This window comes from Parapedobacter sp. SGR-10 (assembly GCF_011030405.1).
Lineage (GTDB): Bacteria > Bacteroidota > Bacteroidia > Sphingobacteriales > Sphingobacteriaceae > Sphingobacterium.
The window spans coordinates 20,303-39,360 of record NZ_JAAJTJ010000018.1 but is presented as its reverse complement, the minus strand read 5'-3'; the positions used below and the strand labels follow the sequence as shown (position 1 = coordinate 39,360).

Genomic DNA, 19,058 nt, shown 5'->3' with positions numbered 1-19,058 from the left:
AAATGGAATGACAATAATTTTTATCACTTATATTGTAAAAAAATCTTACTACTTCAATTTTTGAACCAGATATCCAACAAATAAAAGCACATAAATACCACTGAAGCAATACCATTGGTAGTCATAAATGCCCGATTTACCCTACTCAGATCTGTAGGGCTGACGATACGGTGCTGATAAAGCAAAAGTCCTGCATAGACCAATATTCCAAGGTAATAAAATAGACCCACAGGCATATAAAAGACCGGCAACACCACAAATATCAGTGACAATACGTGTAATACCTCGGAAATACGCAATGCCTTCTTACCTCCAAAATTGGCCGGAATAGAGTTTAACCCATGCTGACGATCAAATTCTTCGTCCTGCAAAGCATAGATAATGTCAAATCCACTAACCCAGGTCAATACCGCCAAGCCATAAAATATGGGTACAATAGCAAATTGTCCCGTTACGGCCAAATAAGCGCCTACAGGTGCTAACCCTAATCCCAATCCGAGTACCAAATGGCAAAGTGGAGAAATACGTTTCATATACGAGTAAAACAGGATCACAAAGAGTGCTACGGGCGACAATACCAAACATAAAGGGTTGATAAAATAAGTAGCCAAGGTAAAAATGACGCTATTCACAATAGTAAAGGACAGCGCATTTTTTGCCGTTATACGCCCTGCCGGAATATCACGCACAGCCGTACGTGGATTCAAAGCATCTACATCCCTATCCAGGTAACGATTGAAAGCCATAGCTGCATTGCGTGCCGTCACCATACAGAGCAGCATCAGCAAAAACAGTTTTACACTGAAAGAGTGCCCGGTCGTAGTGACCGCCAAAACAAAACCGATAATCGCAAAGGGCAAAGCAAATATACTGTGTGCAAATAGCACCAAAGACATGTATTTCTTCATTGGGGGAAGGGCGGAAAGTAACAAGTTTAAAGTTCAAAAAATCGTAATTCGCAAATCATAAATCGTAAATATTAATTATTCTCTATGACTGGCGGTTCGAATCTGGAATTTATATCCGCGATCATGGACAGGATTTCATCTGTACCCTGCTTCGTTTCGGCAGAAGTCAAAAAATGCGGAGGCACTTCCTCAAACCAACTCAACAAGGCCTTACGAAACTTAGCTATATTTTGGTCCGATTTGACTCCGGACTGTTTATCGGCTTTGGTAAAGACCAACAGGAAAGGCAAGCCATTTTCCCCGAGCCAACAGCAGAAGTCCAGATCTATCTTTTGCGGCTCATGCCGGCTATCGATCAGTACAAAGACACATTGCAGGTTTTCGCGGCGCGTCAGGTAGCGACGGATAAAGCGCTCCCATTCGGCACGGTTCTTTTTGGAAGTCCGCGCAAAACCATAACCCGGCAGGTCGACCAGATACCAATCGCCATTGATGACAAAATGATTGATGAGCTGTGTTTTTCCCGGAGTTTGAGAGGTTTTGGCCAAACCTTTACGGTTTGTCATGGCATTGATCAACGAAGATTTCCCTACGTTGGATCGCCCGATAAAAGCATATTCGGGCAGTGTAGGTGCAGGAAGCTTATCAACCTTGGTGTTACTCGTGAGAAATTCGGCAGTTTTTACAAGCATAAACAAAGGTAGTGTTTTCCACTTAACCCCCAAAGGGAAGATGGGTTTTCTTAGGAACCTTCTCCTTTCCCGATTAAAGGGAACAGATCTCTTAAGTCAGTTTCAAGTGCATGAGCTACTTTGAGTATGGCCTAAGGTTGATCTTGTCCGTCTCTATCTGTTACGGTACCTTCTATTTGTGACAGGTCTTTGTAGAGACGCGATGCATCGCGTCTCTACTTATTCATACAGCGATACAGCCTAAATCCTAATAATTATCGATAATCCTTGTCACGACTTTTTCCATTTCCTTTCTATACACCGCTCTATTCACGACAATATTACTGACCAAAAAGGAAAAACCCAGGTTCTTGCCGCTCTTGGTTTTGAGGTAGCCGCTTATAGACACATGATTCGTGAGTCCTCCCGTCTTGGCAGAGATATTATTTTCGTAGCCTTTGTAGTAGCCCTCCAATGTACCTTCATTGCCGGCAGGCAAAATTTTCTTTACCCGCTCAAAATCCTTGCTGTTATAGATCTTTTGCAATAGATTGACAAATTCGTCCGGTGAAATCAGATTGCCACGGCTCAGACCGCTTCCATCTACCCATTTTCCCTTGACCCACACATCTTTCAGCAGATCCTCCTGTACATACTTACGTATCTTCGCCTCATCAAACGTTCCAAACTTGACCTTACCCGACATCAACAGCATCTGTTCAGCATAAAAATTGTCACTACGCTTCATCATGATTCCGGCTAGCTGATCTGTCGGCACCGTATGGAATGGGCGAAACTTCACTCCTTCGGGACGTTTGCGGACAAGCTGCATACGCACATCCGGTTTCACATTTTGCAAGGTATCTTTAAGCAGCAGATACACCAGAGAATCATTGTCCAAATGTGTAAATGGGCGAACCGCTCTATGTCCTTTGGTATTTTTCACCACGTTAAACTCATTGCTGTGCTCTGCCCGTAAAACGGTTACATAATCACTCATGATGTCGACAGAAGGTTGCTGAATACTGGAATTAAAATACGATGGTCTGGCCGTGACCTTATTTCCCTTATTCCTGTAAAAACGTACGAGATTACCATATATCGGCATCACGCTACGTTCGGGTGAGCCTGTAGATTGCCAAGTACCCCAAGACCAGCCCGATCCCAAACGTCCGAATCCTTTAGCACTCGGCAACACAAAACAGATCGTCTTGTCCGTACTCTTCAAAAGGTCAAACAGTTTTTGCTCCTTAAACTCACGTTGCAGAAATGTGGGATCACCATTAGGTTCGATATAGAGTGTCTGGGCATCCGATGCGATAGACCATCCGGGAATGCTATCCCCACACAATTGTAACGTGGTGTACATCGTCCACAGTTTGGTATTGCTGGCCGGAACAAAATGCTTATCCGAATTGAACGCATACAACACTTGGCGCGTGTCTAGATCCACTACCTTAAAACCTACATGTGCCGTATTGAGCAACTCATCCTGGCTGATATCAAATACATTTTGTGCCTGCACCTCAGCACTGTAAGAAGACAGAGCACATGCCCCTATGCAATAAGCGATTATAGCTGTTAATTTATTCATTTATTTTAAAGTTATGTAAGTTATGGAGGTGAAGGAGGTTATGGAGGTATGCGTTTCGCCTTCATAACTACATCACTATCATCACCTCCGTCACTTTATTTTAATTTTCGGATCAAAAAGTCAACGGTTGCTTCCTTAACCTTAATCAAGTTTTCAAACAATTGCCAGTGGTGGTTTTCATCCGGCAATACCAGCACTTCCACGTCGACATTACGTACTTTTAGTCTTTTGTACAAATCTATACTGTGCCAAAACCCTACATTTCCGTCATCATCACCGTGTATCAAAAGCACAGGAGATTTCCAGGTATCTACCCAACGGGAAGGCGAAGAATCCCAATTCAGTCTGGCAGTTCGACTGGAGTTAGGATCCCTGTCACGAAGCCTGTTGTGTACCCCATGTATATCCACCCCAGCCTTGAATACGTCCGAATTTTTGGCCAAGGCCATTGCAGTCAGGAACCCTCCATAAGAGCCTCCGAAAACCCCGACCTTATTGGGATCCACATCAGATTGTCCAGCCAGCCATTTTCCGGCGGCCAAGATGTCCTTGTATTCTGATGCGCCCAACGCTCCGGCTGCTTTAGGGTTTTGAAAATCATACCCATATCCTGTACCTGTCCTGTAATTGACGGACAAGACTGCAAACCCTTGCTGTACCAAATATTGACAAGTAATGTAGTCGTAAAAATAATAATCCCGGTGGTGCCAGCCTAAGTACATTTGCCGACGAGGCCCGCCGTGTATATACACCACGGCAGGTAGGTTTTTCTTGTTCCCTTGTGGCTTGAAATATTGCGAACTAAATTTCACACCATCTTCCGACGTGATGGATACCTGCGTAGGCTTCACAAAACCTGTCTGCACACCTTTGAAAAGTTCATCCGCTACGGCAAGCTGTTTTGCTGTACGTACATCATGCACTTTGGGCTGTACAGGCTTGTCGTAGGTGCTGGACTTGAACCCGATCAGATTGTCTCCATGATAGAAGAATGGTGAGGATTCTATCCCTTCCCCTTCGGTCAGGATTTCCATGTTAGCGTTGGCCAGGCTGACCCTGCCGACATGGGAACGTTCGAAGTCGAATTTGTCCTTACCCGTATTCGCCGCGAAGACGATGTACTCTCCTTTGGAATCGTAAGCGATATCTTCGACCGTGAAACTTCCTTTTGTCAGCTGCTGTACAGCTTTGCTCCTGGCATCCAATCTATAGAGATGTGGCCATCCATCTTCATAAGACATGAAAGTGATGTAATTCGCATTTTTCCAACGTAGATTGACCCCTCCACCGATGCGTGGGTAACCTGCACGTCTCTTGGATGGGGATGCATATACTTTTTCTACCTTGTCCGAAGACAGATCTGCGATCATGACGGACCAAGACCGTGATATGGCAGTATTCAGAGAATCGATAACTCCTCCTGTAGGTTCACGTCTTACGAAAGCTATTTTTTTTCCATCGGGAGACCATTGCGGAAACGCATCGGTGTAGAACGAAGGACCAACCCATTTCAGGCGTTTACCCGCATTTTGGTACACACCGATAAAGCTGTATGTGCCGCGACGGGAAACGAAAGCCAACTGGGAACCATCGGGAGACCACTGTATATTGCCTGCTGAACCCCGCATAGCAAAAAGTTGTTTGCCCGCTCCCTCTCGTCCAAGTGGAGAGCTCCACACATTCCCCCCTCTGAGATAAGTGACTGTTTTATTGGTAGGATGAAGAACCGGAAAATCTCCTACACCGACCTTATAGAGTTTATTGTCCGTCAGTGACAGAGAAAAAACCTCGATCTTGGTTGCACTGGTCAACGAAGCCGGATTGACCGCGACTGCAGCACTGTTGGAACCATGATCACCACCTCGCGCAAAGACGACCCAATTGCCGTCACTGCTAATCGACATACTGGTAATCTCCTGTGCATCGTCTTCGTCAAAACTCGTTACTTTACGGATCGAATAGTTAGGACCATCGGCGGCATAGATATTACGATGTCCTTTTTCATTGACCGTAAAGACTATCCTATCTGCTTTGGCGGCCCCTTTGATATCGCCTATATAAGGAATGTTCAAGAGTTTGCGTAAATCTGTATATTCTTGACCGATGGCACAGCTTTGCCATAATAATAAACCAGAAATGACACAGATCTGAAGTGCTTTTAGAAATTTCATTTTTATTGTTTTTGTTTAAAATATGATTAGTAGATACCCCCGCAAAGCTATTATAAACTTCTTTTTTTTACTATCAAAACTCGGTAACATTTTAATCACATAGCTCAAAAGATATTCGATTTTTTTGAAACCTCGAATGTGTTATTCCAGCCCTAGTCCATACGATTCTCCGGAAGGCACAATGACCGGCTCTTTCTCTCCGCTTTGGTATATCCTTATTCCCTTGTTTCCTTCTACTTTTACCCGATTTTTTTCTATGACGACCTTTGCATCTTCATCCAGCACGATACCCTGCAATTTCATGTTTTTATCCAATATCCCCTGCATATCGGACAATGTCTTACGGTTCTGTGGCGCCTTGACAATGAGGGTATTCCTGACCAATCCATAACCTGTATGCCACCTGTAGCTTTCCGGCTCACCAAACAAGCGAGAGGCCATGATTGCCGCACCATCACCATTGCTTCCCAGGATACCACCCCGCCGCAGTACCTCAAACAGTTTTTTGTGTACCAGTGTATAGAGATATACATCTGCCAACTGCCAACTCCTACTATCACAGATCCAAACGGCTTTGGCTTTATCCAGGGCACTGGCAAAAGCCTGTGAGTTTGCCATATCGCTGTCAATCGTGTGTAAGGAAGACACCCGGTCTGCACCAAGTTTTCGTAGTTCGGCAACGACCTGCTGATTTTCGGCACGCATATCGTGGTTTCCTGTAGAGAGCACCACGATAGGATCCTGGAAGGTGCCCAGTGATTGCAAAAAATGTCTGATAGAGGCCGAATCAGCTTTTACAGATCCATACAGAAGCAGTCTGCCCTGCGGTGGGCCGACGGTTTGCCACGAATCGGCCGGGTTTTTCCATTGTTTTTTTCCTCCTCCCGTCCACATATCCTGCGGTACGGGATCGGCTTTATGGGTAATCCGACGGACAGCCATATCGTATTTGTCTCCAGGAAAAAGATACAGTTGTGGCTGATCGGTATATTCTGGGCGTTTAGTATCGTATAAAGCGACTTTGCCTTCGCCAACGACTTCAAGTTCATTACCCCGGACGACAGCAGCCGTAGCTTCGTCCACCCCAAATCCAAACAGATCGGGTTGGTTTTTCAATATCTTTGCTACAGATCCCATGCGATTTCTACGGATATAGTGTTGGCCGATAGCCGAGTTTTTGACGAACCCCAATCCTACGTATTGTGCGCCGACACCTCCTTGCAAGCCTCCGTAGAGATACGAACCTTGTATGGAGGCACCTGCCGAACTTCCGGCAATCACTCCTCCACGTTCCAGTATTTCAAACATGAGCCGATGTGTCAACGTGTTGAGATAAGCTGCTGCAAGCCGACTCTGAAAACCGCCTGCCATGAACACGGCCTTTGCTTTGCGCAAGGGTGCTGCAAAAGCTTCCGTATTAGCTTCATTGCGGTCTTTGGTATGGAGAATACTTACATTTTTTGCCCCCGCTTCCAACAAACTGATATAACCTGTATGTGTCTCATCAAATGTACTTCCTGCAGTAGGGATAAACACGATAAGTGCTTCGGGATCTCCCACGAGCTCCATAAAATAATGCCAATTGTCCTGGGAGGCAGCTCCGCCAATAATCATGAGAGTGCCTGTGGGTGGACCTATGGTGTTCCATTTTTTAGTATATGCTGTTGGGATATCTCCTGTCTGCCCTTGAGATGATAAGAAAGTGAATAATCCTATCATTATCCATCCCAGGAATAGTATGCTGAACCTTATCTTCAGGTAGTTTTTATTTTGAGTACGATATTGTTTTATCATTTAAGGCTAACTATAAAAAAATTAATTGTCCTCGTTGCAACGAGGACAATTAAAACGATATATGAATCTACTATCTTTTAATTATTCCAAAAATTAGCAGGTGTACTGATTGTCAAGTCCATCCAATACAAACTGTTTGCCCGACTGACTACACGAACATTCTGCCCAGACAACGGTACAATCGTAACACCAATACCGGGAGGATAGATCCTATCCATAAAATCTGCAAATTCCGGGTGGTCATTATACATGGTCAGTGCCGTACCAGATGTATAGGTAGCCCCATAATGTGGATGATCTGTAGGTACTTCATTCCGTTTGCGAACCATCACGTGAGAACCATCCATCTCATCGAGTGCATAGTAATAAGGTAGCCAAGTGTTGGTACCATTTATAGCACCTAACAACTGTATACTGTTCGTAAAGGCAGCTCCATTATAATTATAGACTTGTAAACGTATATATGTCGGCCATACGTCATCAGCCCACAGTTTTTCATAATAAGGCCAAAGTGCAGGACTAATCCTATCCACACTTGTTTCCCGTGTACCCGAAACGGATGCAAAAAAACGAACAGGATCTTGATTTGGATTGAATGAGTTACTCAAGATATATCGTTTCGCAGTCCCCGGATAGGGAAATGCCGGAATATGTGCAACCTGGATTTCTCCTGCTCCTGCGTTCCCGGCACTGGTAATTTCTATTCCGTCCGGAGTAGCATCGCCGAAGAATATCTCGTTGACTTCTATCCCCCCTGGTGCTGTCCACGGTTCGGCCAATCGAATACCGTTGCCCGGAAGTGTCGTATAGGAAAACGTTTGGGTTGTGGTCGTCCCTCCTCCACTGTTCTCCCAAGTCAATGTCACCTGTTGTGTATTGATATTCATTTCCCAGAAAGCCGATATATTATCCAGCACCAGATTTCTGAAATAAGCGGACGAATTCTCGCTGAATTCTTGCAACACACGCCCTACAGAAGCCCTTGCTATAATATCATCGTGGTCGGTAGCCCTTGCTTTGCGAAGCACAAACTCCGTTGCCAATCCACCGGTCGCATGCTTCAGGACAAACTCGCCATTTTCCTGCGGATACATCCTAAAATCAAAGGCTCCTCCTCCAGACTCCGCAATGGAACTATATACCGAGTAGGTATCAAAAATCAGCTCCGGTCCGATCACACCGCCCACACGATAAGTAGAGATATTCTCTGCATCAAATCCATACCGATCGGAGATGATGCTGACCGTGCCGTCTGCCAAAAATTTCATGAGAATTGGGACAGAGGGGTTATCGCTTCCAGGTTGGTATTCCATGAACCAGCCATCCGTGTTGGCCACCAACATTTCCTTATACTCCTGTTGCAGCTCCGCTAAACGAGGGGCATCCGCAGGGATTTTATTGTAGTTCTGATCCAATTTTTCACAGGACGTGAGAAAGAAGACCATACTTAATACTAAACTTACTGCTCTCATATTTCTACTTTTTGTATTAATCAAATCTGTTTGATCTGTCTGCGGCTCGATTTAAAATATATTCCACCCAATATCGGCTATCTTTCCGACTGATTAACCTGAATCTTAAAGTTGTACCTACTATAACAGGAGCAACGGTAACGCCTTCGGCAGGAAACTGGGGATCTAAATAGGCATTGAAAGCATCTATATGCGGCGTAATAGTACTTGCCGCTGTCGTCAACGTCACATTCAATGCGCTCGCTTCATTTATTATTTTATTTAGGTCAAAATTGTACAGGAAGAATTTGTTCCCCGAATCATTCCCGTTACGTGTTGATATTTGAATGTTTCGACTCGAAGCCTGATTGGCCGGAAAATAGATTTGATTCACTAATCTATTTGTTGCCAATGCATCATTTACTTCGGCATTGATATAGTCCTTAAACTCTATCCGATCTGCATTGACAAATGCACTGTAATGTTGGTCCGCATCTGCTGTGTACAAGAATAGGCCTGCATTTTGTTGGTTCGGATCCAATAACCAATCTACTGTAGAAACGGACCTGTCACTGGTCAGTGTATATGGATAAGGTGCTACGTGGGCATACCCCATAGTTCCTACATTCCCATTACTCACAACTTCTATAGCAGTAGCTTTATTGGGATCATCCGGATCTTCATACAACAGTTCTCCAAGCTCTAAAAGTTCTAAAGATACCGTTCCATATGCTAGGGCAGGATCCAGCACAATGCCTTCAGGAGTCAAGGTATAGCCAACAGTGGTCGTAGCGGGTGCTGAGGTCGGCGTTTCCTTATAGGTCAAAGATATCTCCCGGGCAACAGTATCAAAGGAATTGATCGCTGCCGAAAAATCATCGACCGTCAGATTGTAAAAGTAAAAGTCAGACTCTATCTCCACAAAAGCCTTTATCTTTGCCCTAACTTCCGCCGCCAGTCTTTCCTGCTCTTCTTCGTAGGCGATCTGTGCCAGAATATCATCGATCTGAGCATTGAGCAGGGCAAGATTGCTTTCATTTGCGGGGGTCAGCTCAAATCGCTTATCGTCAAATCCGTCCGAACGCACAACCTCAAAAGTGCCCGGCGATTCCTTATAATATATCTTGAACTTATAAGCGCCATTGTGTGAATCAGCCAGCTCGGAAAAAACATTTTCTCCCGAGAATACGATAATCGGGGTATAATTACCTTCAAAATAATACGTAATATCCGTTTGCAGGGTGTGGTAGCCTCTATATCCAGCCAATACGTCCACCTTTCCTCCATTTTTGAATATCAAGTGGAAATAGATGGTTTCTTCATATTGATCGGGCTTGTACGCCAATACCCACCCCTGCGGCGACTGCACAAGGACATCCGTATATTTTTTTGCTATTTCGTCCACTTCGGGCGAGATTTCCCGAGGCGGTAAATGGGTAGTTGTTTTCTCACAGGCCATCCATACCAGCATTACTGCTGCAAACAATATCCAGGACAGGTGTCTCATCATTTTTTCCATAGTTAGTCCTCCAGATTATCCAATATATTTTGTAAATAGGCCTGTAACTCATGCAGGTCTATTCCTTTCTCCAAATAGAAATTATATACCAATTGGTACTTTTGTGACAGGTAATTGTTGGCGGACACGATCTGTAACACTTCCTCCTTTGGCGTGGTCACGATCCCATCGATCCAGGTCGCAAAGTCTTCACTTTCGTTCAGCATTCCATAATTTCGCCAAAATCCACGAGAACGTGCTTCGGCTTGCGAAAAAGCACCGTACGCTGTACCACCTGCGTAGAGTCCCTTGGACACATTGTCAAATCCTGTAGGCCGACCATATATCTTGTCCAGTACATGGGCAAACTCATGGTGCAAGGTAGCATACTGTCCCCGTAGCCAGCTCGGATTGTTCAGATCATAGGCGTTTACTCCCGTGATAATGACACGACTCAATCCATAGGCCAAACCAGAAGCACTGAAATTGCTCTCGCCGCCCTCGACATAGTTGATACTGGTACCGAACATGATCATCTCTATAGGCATGTGCTCGCGCATGAAATCGGTTTTTTGCCGATCATACGGTGCGATAAACAGTTTGCGAAGTACATTCTCAATATAGGGCAATACCAGATCATACCGTGGAGGTACAGCAAACGCACTTGTAGAAACGTACCGGCGGTCATAGCGGTAGATGATCTTCGTCTGGTACTCCTGCCGCAAGTCGTAGATGGCCTGATCCGTCGGGTTATCCGGCAAATCGGTTTCATACGGTTCATAAGAGATAGGCTCCTCTTTAGAACAGGAGACCGCTAAAAGAAACAGACTCACTGAAAAAAATATTACTTTATACATTTTCATCTTTACCATCATTTTAGGTGATTATCTTGGATTAGGTTGCATCTCCGGATTTGCTTCCAATTCTGCAAATGGAATCTGTACAGCCCTACGCAGGTCATCGGGTGGCAACTCTCTGTATTGGGTACCGTCCCAATGCCGGATGTGTATATTGTGACGCTTCACGTCAAACCAGCGGTAACCTTCATAACACAACTCCCGGTTTTTCTCGTCAATAATCTTTTCCAATAGCAGTTCCTGAGTAGGATAATCAGCTAGATTGAGTGCTACATATGGTCTCCAACGCTGTTGTAAAATAGCATTCATCTTATCGATAGCATATTGAAAATCCGGATTGTCTTTACGTACACTGGCTTCTGCTGCATTGTACATAACTTCTTCCACTACAAACAGGCCTACATCAGCATAAGACTGTCCATCAGCAGGTAGATTCCGTCTGAATTTACGAGCCATATAGTTGGGTGTCTGTGCACTCCAAAGTGTAAAGATGCGTCCGCGCACATCATTGGCATGAAAAGTGGCTCGATACTCATTGGCATACAGACTTCCTCGTTCAAATGTATTCCACGTCAGTGTATAATTGACCAAAAGAACATTGCTTTGATGGGTCTCAAAATACCGATTCGCAAATCCATTGTAATCACCTGTTGCAAAATAAGCATCAAAGTCAGCAAAAAGATTTCGGATATTGTTGTTCAGCTTGAATACCTCCTCGCTATGATACAACGAACGCTCCCAATCTTCCTTAAACAGATAAAATCTCGACAGGAAAGCATGAATAGATGCTCTGGACCAATGATACTTGGGTACTGCCATAAACTCTTCCCGGATCAGACCCAATGCCTTGAACGCATCTTCCTCGATACGGTCATACACATATTGTATCGCATCACGGCTATAGTGTTGTCCGGGTTCTTTTTCGGATTCCAACATATAAGGTATTCCCAGATCAGTAGCAGCTGTCTGCGGATTATAGTGCTTGGCAAAGATATTGACCAACATAAAGTGGCAGTATGCCCGGATCATATAAGCCTCTCCCTTGACAGATTGGCGCAGCGCATCATCTCCCGTAGCCTGGTCAATACCTTCGAGTACGACATTGGCTTCGTAGATATCATTGTAATATTTGCGCCAAGCAGCTTCCGGAGTGATGGCGTTGTTCGTAATATAGTTGTCAGACCATAGATATATCGGAAACAACCAAGAGGTAATGTTCGCATTGTTGTAACTCGGATAGTCATAATAACGTACATTGTCCGTATACAATTCTGTAAAATGGTGGTATGCCTGTGGGTAGGCTCCTGTGATTACGGCTTGGTAATCTTCCACCGTCGTCAACCGAACCCGGTTGTCCGGATTGATTTCCAGGTATTTCGTACAGCTAACGAGCAATGAAATTGCCCATAAAAGTGTCGTATATTTTAATATCTTCATCATATCGTAAACATTAAAAATTCATGGTCAGACCCAAAGTATAGTTTGTCGTCATCGGTATGGAAATACCCGATACAATAGCCTCGGGATCCTGCCCACGCAATTTCGGATCGGCCCACAGGACTATATTCTGTGCTTGGGCGGTTACCTTCAAATTGTTGATATTGGTTCGCTGTATCAACCGTGTCGGTATATCATAAGCCAACATCACATTCTTGAAACGCACATATGAACCACTGGCTACCCGGATATCACTACGGTTATACGCCATGAACGGCTCCGCATTCGCAGATATCAATTGGGTACGGGTTTCAGCTTCTACGATTCTGGGGATATTGGTATATCGCTCATCTCCAGGAGTAGTCCATCGGTTGGCCAGTTCGCCGTCCAGTGCCATGACATCTGAATAATAACGCTCAAAGAATGGGTTAAGGCGGATCTTGTTACCGTATGCATAGGTAAATAGAAAAGATGCCTGAAAACCTTTATACTGGAATTGATTGGTCAATCCTCCCGATCCTAACGGTTCACGGCTACCCTCGTATTGCAGCATATCCAAATTGGTAGAATATCGCGAAAAAGAATTGGACAGACCTCCACTCGAAGTATAGAACATCGGCAACCCATCGGCATTCAAGGTTGCGAAGCGGAAAGAATACAATCCGGTCACCGGTCTTCCTTCCAGAGGTGCACCTCTATCCACCGTCTGTCTGACTACCGCGGCATTGGTCTGTAGTCTCGTCACTTCATTATAGTTGTACCCGAAAGTAAAGAGCGTGCTCCACTTGAAATTCGTATTGTCGATATTTTTGGTATTCAGCGTGATCTCAAAACCTTCATTTTTCATATCGGCCCAATTCATTGTTTTGGTACTGAAGCCACTGACCCGGGACACTTGTACGTTGCCGATCAGATCATAGTTTTGGCGATGGTACCACTCCAGAGTGACTGAAGCACGCTTGAACAGTCCAAATTCCAATGCCGCATTGGCCATTTTTTCCTTTTCCCATTGCAGATGCGGGTTGTCCGGAGCTGAAATACTAATGATCTCTTCGACATTATCCGGATTGAATCTCGTGGTTGTACCGTAATAGGCCAATATTTCCGGGCTTCCTAGACCGCTGATATTGCCCCTTGTACCATAAGATCCACGTACTTTGAGAAAATCCAGCCATTCCACACCTTGCAGAAAAGCCTCATCATCCACATTCCAACTGGCTCCTACAACCCAAATAGGTAAAAAGCGAAACCGCTCAGATGCCCCTAGACGGTTGGAACCATCAGCACGGGAAGATAGAGTGAGGTTGTACCTGTTCTTGAACGTATAGGCCAGATTTGCGAAGAAAGAAGCCTCACGGTGAACGTTCAGTCCCATTCCATAATACGGTGAACCATTAGAAGCAAACTGATCACGTTGGATAGCCCGATAATCCGGACTGGACGTCAGACCTCTATAATATTCCAGACCATACCCCGTGAAGCCATGCCTGTCATATTTTCGCTGCCGGATTTCAGATCCACCCATCAGGTCAAAGGAATGGTTGTGGAACACAGGCTTGTAGTTCAAGGTATTCCGAAAGGTATAAAATTCTCCTTGATTATTGTCCAAAATGATAATACCTCCCCTCGGCAATACCGAAATAGGGAATTGACTATCATCATTGGGATCATTGTACAACCTGCCGTTAGCACTTCGGATAGCCGTATTTTCCATTGCTCTGTAGCTTTGTGCTACATTGGATAGTTCGGTAGAGATGTGTTCGGACTGCGCAGAAGTCGTACGTGCTGAAAGGATAGTGGCCAGATTCAAATTGTTGGTGATCTTCCATAATCCGTCTACCTGAAACCGGATCTCTTTTAAGGCTACGTCCACAAAATTGTTATTCATTTCGTGGATAATATTGAAAGGAGCAAAATTGGCCCTGTAATATTCCAAGTTACCATCATCATCATACGGCCTCATCGCTCGGCTCGTGGTACGGGCATAGGTATAGGGATTGATATCAAAATCCCGTTGTGGCAATCCACCCGATTCTGTTTCGTCAAATGCACCAAAAAGACGTTGGTTTCTTGCTGACCCATAAAGGGTACCGGTAATGGAAAAATTGTCCGAAATATTGAAATTTCCCCTAAAATTCCCACTATACCTATCGGTATGCTGATTATGCGTCTGTCCGTTGTCACGAAAATAACTTGCGGACATATAGAACTGTGCTTTCTCTGTACCCGTAGATATGCTGGCACTATGTTCATGATTGACTGAATTGCGGAACAATACATCAAACCAGTCGGTATTGTAGGTTTTTGCACGCTGTATCTCATCATAATATTGATCCCAGGTAAGCTCCTTGCGGGACAGCTGATATTGCAACTTGCCAAATGCACCATAGGTGCTGTTCATGTTAGTAAAGTCTACCAGATTCTTCTCATACAGTTCTTCTGAAAACTCCATTCTTTGTTTGGAGTTCATCACATTAAAATCCCTTATCGTCGGCTTCATGGCCAGACTGAAATTATTCTTATAGCTGATAGCTGTCTTTCCCACACGGCCCTTTTTGGTGGTCACGACGATTACCCCATTTACGGCTTGTGTACCATACATGGCCGTGGCCGAAGCATCTTTCAGTATCTGTATATCCTCGATATCATCCGGATTGATGCCTGAGATGGCGGAGCTCAACATGGTTGCGGCATCTCCGGAATACAATTGATTGGGATTGATATTGACCGGATCGTCCAGCACGACACCATCGATCACCCAGAGAGGCTCCTGATTGCCACTGATCGAGGAATTTCCGCGGATACGGATTTTGGACTTCGTACCGAATGTCCCACTGGTATTCTCCACGGCTACACCAGCGACCATGCCCTGCAAAGCTTTCCCTACGTCCGAAAAACCTGCTGTAGCAAGATCATCGGGATTGACTTTTCCTACAGAACCGGTGAACGTACGTTTATCGATAGTCTGATAGCCTGTGATGACGACCTCATCCAGACTATCGGATTCACCAGTCAAGGCAATACGTACATCACGGTCATTACCAACTACAAATTCACGGGATTGATAACCGGTATAGATAATCTCAAGCGTACTTCCATTTTTTACATTACGAAGTTGAAAAGCACCGTTTTCGTCGGCCGCGACGCCTATGCTCGTACCCTTGACACGAACAGTTGCTCCTACGAGAGGCTCCCCCGTATGTCTATCCACGATTACACCTTTGATATCGTCAGATTGTTCCTGAATAGTCCGTACGGAAGAGGATGGATTTGAAACAGGTTTTCTATTGATCGTAATTGTTTTCCTATCGATCTTGTAGACCAAGCCATTCTTAACCAATATTTCATCCAGGACAGTGTGCAGCTGTACATTTTTGAAATCGACATCTACCGACTTGGACATCAAACTCTCATCGTATTTGTAGAAAAGATTAAATCCAGACTGTTTTTCGACTTCTCTCAGTACTTTCTCAATGGACACCCTCTTTCCCGAAAAGGTAATGGTTTGGGAAAATAGGGTAGCGCTTACCTGCGTAAACGACATGAGCAATAAACAGATAGTTAGCTTCATGAGCAATAATACTTTGCGGTTAATAAGCGGCAAATAAAATTTGCCTACATCCAACTTAAAATGCATAAATTTGTGTCATTAGGTAACGGTTAATAGTACGTTAATTTTCTATTATCTAATTTTGTGCAAGGAGTTCCGAGGCTTCTTGCACTACTTTTTCTACACGGATATCTACTCTTTTCTTATCAATATTGTCTATCATAATGCAGGTATAATAAAGTATTGTCTCCACCACTTTATATGTATATGACGACAGGGGAAACAGAAAGGGCAAAATATTTTAAAAAAAAATGAAAAAGGCAAAACATAAGGGTTCTTCCTATGTTTGCCCTCAGCAAACATAGAAAACATGCTCACAAAGAAAAGGAGACTATCCCTTAAAAAATTTTTTATGCAGATAATATAGAGGAACGCCCAGTAAGGCTATGATCAGTCCAGGCCAGGTATATTCAGGCTTGTAGATAATCAACAATATACAGAAGCCTGCTCCGAGTAAAATATAGACTGCCGGAAGTATAGGATAACCAATAGCTTTGTAAGGACGTTCGATATGGGGAGCTTTTTTCCGAAGAATATAAATGCCTACTATAGTCAATACATAGAACAATACAGCGATAAAAGTAATCATATCCAACAAATCGCCATATTTACCACTCAGACATAAAACAGAGGCCATGACAAACTGTACCCACAGAGCTATAGCAGGTACACCGTGACGGTTCAACTTGCCTGTTTGTCTAAAAAACGCTCCATCCTTGGCCATACTATAGTACACCCGCGCCCCTGCCAAAATCAAACCATTGTTGCAACCGAACGTGGCCACCATAATCAACAGCGCAATAATGACCGTACCACCTGCTCCAAAAATCGCATGCGAGGCATCAATACCCACTCTGTCCTTCTCGGCAAATGCAATATCCTGCAAGGGTAAAACCAGCGTAAACATCACATTCAGCAACACATAGATCAAGGTAACCAATAAGGTTCCCAACAAGAGGCTCAGCCCTATGTTTCTTTTGGGATTGTTGATCTCTCCCGCGACAAAAGTCACGTTGTTCCAGGCTTCATAACTCATAATTGCCCCTACCAAAGCCGCAGCTAAAGCTCCACCCAGCGCAGGCAATCCCTCATAATTCAAAAACGATCCATCGGCAAGTATTCTTTTTAGCTGAAAAGCCTCATCCCAATTGGATCTGACTACATCGGTATCCATATAGATAAACCCAAACACAATCAATCCAGCTATACTCAATATCTTCGTGAGGGTAAAGATCAACTGAATCCATTTACCACTTTTTATCCCACTAGTATTGACCAAAGTCAATAGAAAAATAATGCCAATGGCCAATAGCTGTGCAGGAGATATCTGAAGGTTCCCAATGGAGATCCACACCAGATCTTCGCTTACTCCTGGAATAAAATAAGCCAGAAACTTGGAAAAAGAAACACCTACAGCTGCAATCGTACCAGTTTGTATAACAGCAAACAAGCTCCATCCGTACAAAAAAGCGATCAACGGATTATATGCTTCTTTAAGATAAACATATTGTCCTCCGGCTTTGGGGTACATACCACTCAATTCGCCATAACTCAATGCTGCCGTCAAGGTCATAAACCCACCGATAACCCAGACCAATATCAGCCAACCTGCCGACCCCGTATTCCGGGCAATATCTGCGCTGACAATAAAAATACCTGATCCCACCATACTACCGACCACCAACAGCGTGGCATCCAACAGGTTAAGTTCGCGTTTGAAGTGGGCTCTTGTTTCTTTTGCCATACGGTCTCGTCTTTACGTTAATATTGCTGTGGTCAATGGTGTAACCGGTGTTGTTTTTGGTACGCGATTGTGCAGCTCGGAAAGTGACACATTCGGCAATCGATGCAATATATATTTGGCAAATATTTCAGCTTCTTCTATCAAAGGGAAGCCCGACAATATAAAAGCCCGTATACCCATATCCATGTACCGATTCAGCTTATGGACGATCTGGTCAGGATCTCCTACCAATCCACCACCACATCCCGAAAACACCTTTCCGATAGTCGTCCATAGATGAGGCTCGACAAAACCTTCAGCATCGGCATGCTTCCGCATCTCATCCTGCCGGACAACACCTAGCGATCGTGAATCCTCTCCCCTCGCCCTTATCTCGGCCGCACGTTGCTCATTGAAATGTTTCAGTAGTTTTCTGATTTGCATTCTAGCCTCGTCTTCCGTCTCCCTCACCACGACATGGATACGCAATCCGAAATCGATGGTTCGACCATATTTGGCAGCCCTCCGGCTCATATCCTGCATAGTTTCGTACATAGCTTCCTCTGTTTCGGGCCACATTAAAAACGTGTCACAGTATTGGGCACAAATCTCCCTTGCCCCATCAGAAGTACCACCAAAATACAACAAAGGGCCACCATTTTGCTGATAAGGCTTTACGGGGTCTGCCGCCATTTTAAACCGGTACAGTTCACCTTTGAAATCGATCTCATCCTGTGTCCAGGCTTGTTTTAAAATTTCTATATTCTCGGCACACCGCAAATATCTCAGTTCTGGATCCTCCCGCAAGCCCGGCAAATCAGAATTGATGATATTAATGGTCAATCGTCCCTCCAACATGTGATCCAACGCCGCCAAAGAACGTGCCAACATTGGGGGATGGTATTCCCCTGTACGAATAGCTGTGATAAGATTGATATTGTTTGTGAAAGGTGCAACACCGGCTGCAAAAGTAAGCACCTCTTGACCAACTGTATAGGCTGTAGGCAACAGGATTTTGCGATAACCCAATCGGTCCGCAGTCTGGGCTATGTGCTTACAATGTTCAAAATTGCTTCTCCTACTATGATCCAATACGCCCAAATATTCGGTGTCACCTCCGATAATATCGTCAAACCAGGATATTTCGGCAACTCTTTGCTGGGTTCGAACGGGAACGGCTACGATTTGGTTTAGCATCTTACGTTTATCTATTGTCTTACTGTTTATCAGAATTTATGCCGACAAATATAATCAGCATAATTTAGACTACCAAACTAGTAGACTAAATAGATTAAAAAAATAAAAAGGAATATTAATTGGGTCACAATTTGTCGTGTACTCTAA

General features: G+C 44.3%; 12 protein-coding genes. All 12 read right to left on the bottom strand.

Features of this window, described 5'->3' with window-relative positions:
• Nucleotides 1–53 precede the first annotated feature (53 nt).
• Nucleotides 54–908 carry a UbiA-like polyprenyltransferase gene (locus G5B00_RS12765; protein WP_163875909.1) on the bottom strand — a complete coding sequence of 285 codons (855 nt, stop codon included), beginning with the start codon at nucleotides 906–908 and terminating at the stop codon, nucleotides 54–56.
• Nucleotides 909–979: 71 nt separating this feature from the next.
• Entirely contained in the window at nucleotides 980–1,600 is a 621-nt protein-coding gene (yihA, locus tag G5B00_RS12760) for a ribosome biogenesis GTP-binding protein YihA/YsxC (protein ID WP_163875905.1), read from the bottom strand.
• Between the two features lie 247 nt (nucleotides 1,601–1,847).
• Nucleotides 1,848–3,173: a D-alanyl-D-alanine carboxypeptidase gene (locus G5B00_RS12755; RefSeq protein WP_163875902.1), complete on the bottom strand. Its 1,326-nt coding sequence runs from the start codon at nucleotides 3,171–3,173 to the stop codon at nucleotides 1,848–1,850.
• Between the two features lie 95 nt (nucleotides 3,174–3,268).
• Nucleotides 3,269–5,344 carry a prolyl oligopeptidase family serine peptidase gene (locus G5B00_RS12750; RefSeq protein ID WP_163875900.1) on the bottom strand — a complete coding sequence of 692 codons (2,076 nt, stop codon included), beginning with the start codon at nucleotides 5,342–5,344 and terminating at the stop codon, nucleotides 3,269–3,271.
• A 141-nt stretch (nucleotides 5,345–5,485) separates the two neighbouring features.
• Nucleotides 5,486–7,063 (bottom strand): Type 1 glutamine amidotransferase-like domain-containing protein, encoded by a 1,578-nt coding sequence (locus G5B00_RS12745; protein ID WP_163875895.1) that lies wholly within the window; start codon nucleotides 7,061–7,063, stop codon nucleotides 5,486–5,488.
• Nucleotides 7,064–7,215: 152 nt separating this feature from the next.
• On the bottom strand, nucleotides 7,216–8,610 hold the full coding sequence (locus G5B00_RS12740; RefSeq protein ID WP_163875891.1) for a DUF4302 domain-containing protein: 1,395 nt from the start codon (nucleotides 8,608–8,610) through the stop codon (nucleotides 7,216–7,218).
• 16 nt (nucleotides 8,611–8,626) lie between these two features.
• Complete coding sequence (locus G5B00_RS12735) at nucleotides 8,627–10,099, bottom strand: DUF4302 domain-containing protein (RefSeq protein WP_163875888.1); 1,473 nt, start codon at nucleotides 10,097–10,099, stop codon at nucleotides 8,627–8,629.
• 11 nt (nucleotides 10,100–10,110) lie between these two features.
• Nucleotides 10,111–10,944 (bottom strand): substrate import-associated zinc metallohydrolase lipoprotein, encoded by an 834-nt coding sequence (locus G5B00_RS12730; protein WP_205966418.1) that lies wholly within the window; start codon nucleotides 10,942–10,944, stop codon nucleotides 10,111–10,113.
• Nucleotides 10,945–10,971: 27 nt separating this feature from the next.
• Entirely contained in the window at nucleotides 10,972–12,384 is a 1,413-nt protein-coding gene (locus tag G5B00_RS12725) for a RagB/SusD family nutrient uptake outer membrane protein (protein ID WP_163875884.1), read from the bottom strand.
• 10 nt (nucleotides 12,385–12,394) lie between these two features.
• A complete protein-coding gene (locus G5B00_RS12720; protein ID WP_163875881.1) occupies nucleotides 12,395–15,952 on the bottom strand; it encodes a SusC/RagA family TonB-linked outer membrane protein in 3,558 nt (1,185 codons plus the stop codon).
• A gap of 370 nt (nucleotides 15,953–16,322) precedes the next feature.
• Entirely contained in the window at nucleotides 16,323–17,735 is a 1,413-nt protein-coding gene (locus G5B00_RS12715) for an APC family permease (protein WP_163875878.1), read from the bottom strand.
• A 12-nt stretch (nucleotides 17,736–17,747) separates the two neighbouring features.
• Complete coding sequence (locus tag G5B00_RS12710; protein ID WP_163875875.1) at nucleotides 17,748–18,911, bottom strand: LLM class flavin-dependent oxidoreductase; 1,164 nt, start codon at nucleotides 18,909–18,911, stop codon at nucleotides 17,748–17,750.
• Between the last annotated feature and the right edge of the window lie 147 nt (nucleotides 18,912–19,058).

Bases quoted from the DNA above. Each gene is read 5' to 3' on its own strand.
- G5B00_RS12730 (WP_205966418.1), bottom strand. From the start codon at position 10,944: ATGTATAAAGTAATATTTTTTTCAGTGAGTCTGTTTCTTTTAGCGGTC.
- G5B00_RS12715 (WP_163875878.1), bottom strand. From the start codon at position 17,735: ATGGCAAAAGAAACAAGAGCCCACTTCAAACGCGAACTTAACCTGTTG.
- G5B00_RS12740 (WP_163875891.1), bottom strand. From the start codon at position 8,610: ATGAGAGCAGTAAGTTTAGTATTAAGTATGGTCTTCTTTCTCACGTCC.
- G5B00_RS12755 (WP_163875902.1), bottom strand. From the start codon at position 3,173: ATGAATAAATTAACAGCTATAATCGCTTATTGCATAGGGGCATGTGCT.
- yihA (WP_163875905.1), bottom strand. From the start codon at position 1,600: ATGCTTGTAAAAACTGCCGAATTTCTCACGAGTAACACCAAGGTTGAT.
- G5B00_RS12725 (WP_163875884.1), bottom strand. From the start codon at position 12,384: ATGATGAAGATATTAAAATATACGACACTTTTATGGGCAATTTCATTG.
- G5B00_RS12720 (WP_163875881.1), bottom strand. From the start codon at position 15,952: ATGAAGCTAACTATCTGTTTATTGCTCATGTCGTTTACGCAGGTAAGC.
- G5B00_RS12745 (WP_163875895.1), bottom strand. From the start codon at position 7,063: ATGATAGGATTATTCACTTTCTTATCATCTCAAGGGCAGACAGGAGAT.
- G5B00_RS12765 (WP_163875909.1), bottom strand. From the start codon at position 908: ATGAAGAAATACATGTCTTTGGTGCTATTTGCACACAGTATATTTGCT.
- G5B00_RS12710 (WP_163875875.1), bottom strand. From the start codon at position 18,911: ATGCTAAACCAAATCGTAGCCGTTCCCGTTCGAACCCAGCAAAGAGTT.
- G5B00_RS12750 (WP_163875900.1), bottom strand. From the start codon at position 5,344: ATGAAATTTCTAAAAGCACTTCAGATCTGTGTCATTTCTGGTTTATTA.
- G5B00_RS12735 (WP_163875888.1), bottom strand. From the start codon at position 10,099: ATGATGAGACACCTGTCCTGGATATTGTTTGCAGCAGTAATGCTGGTA.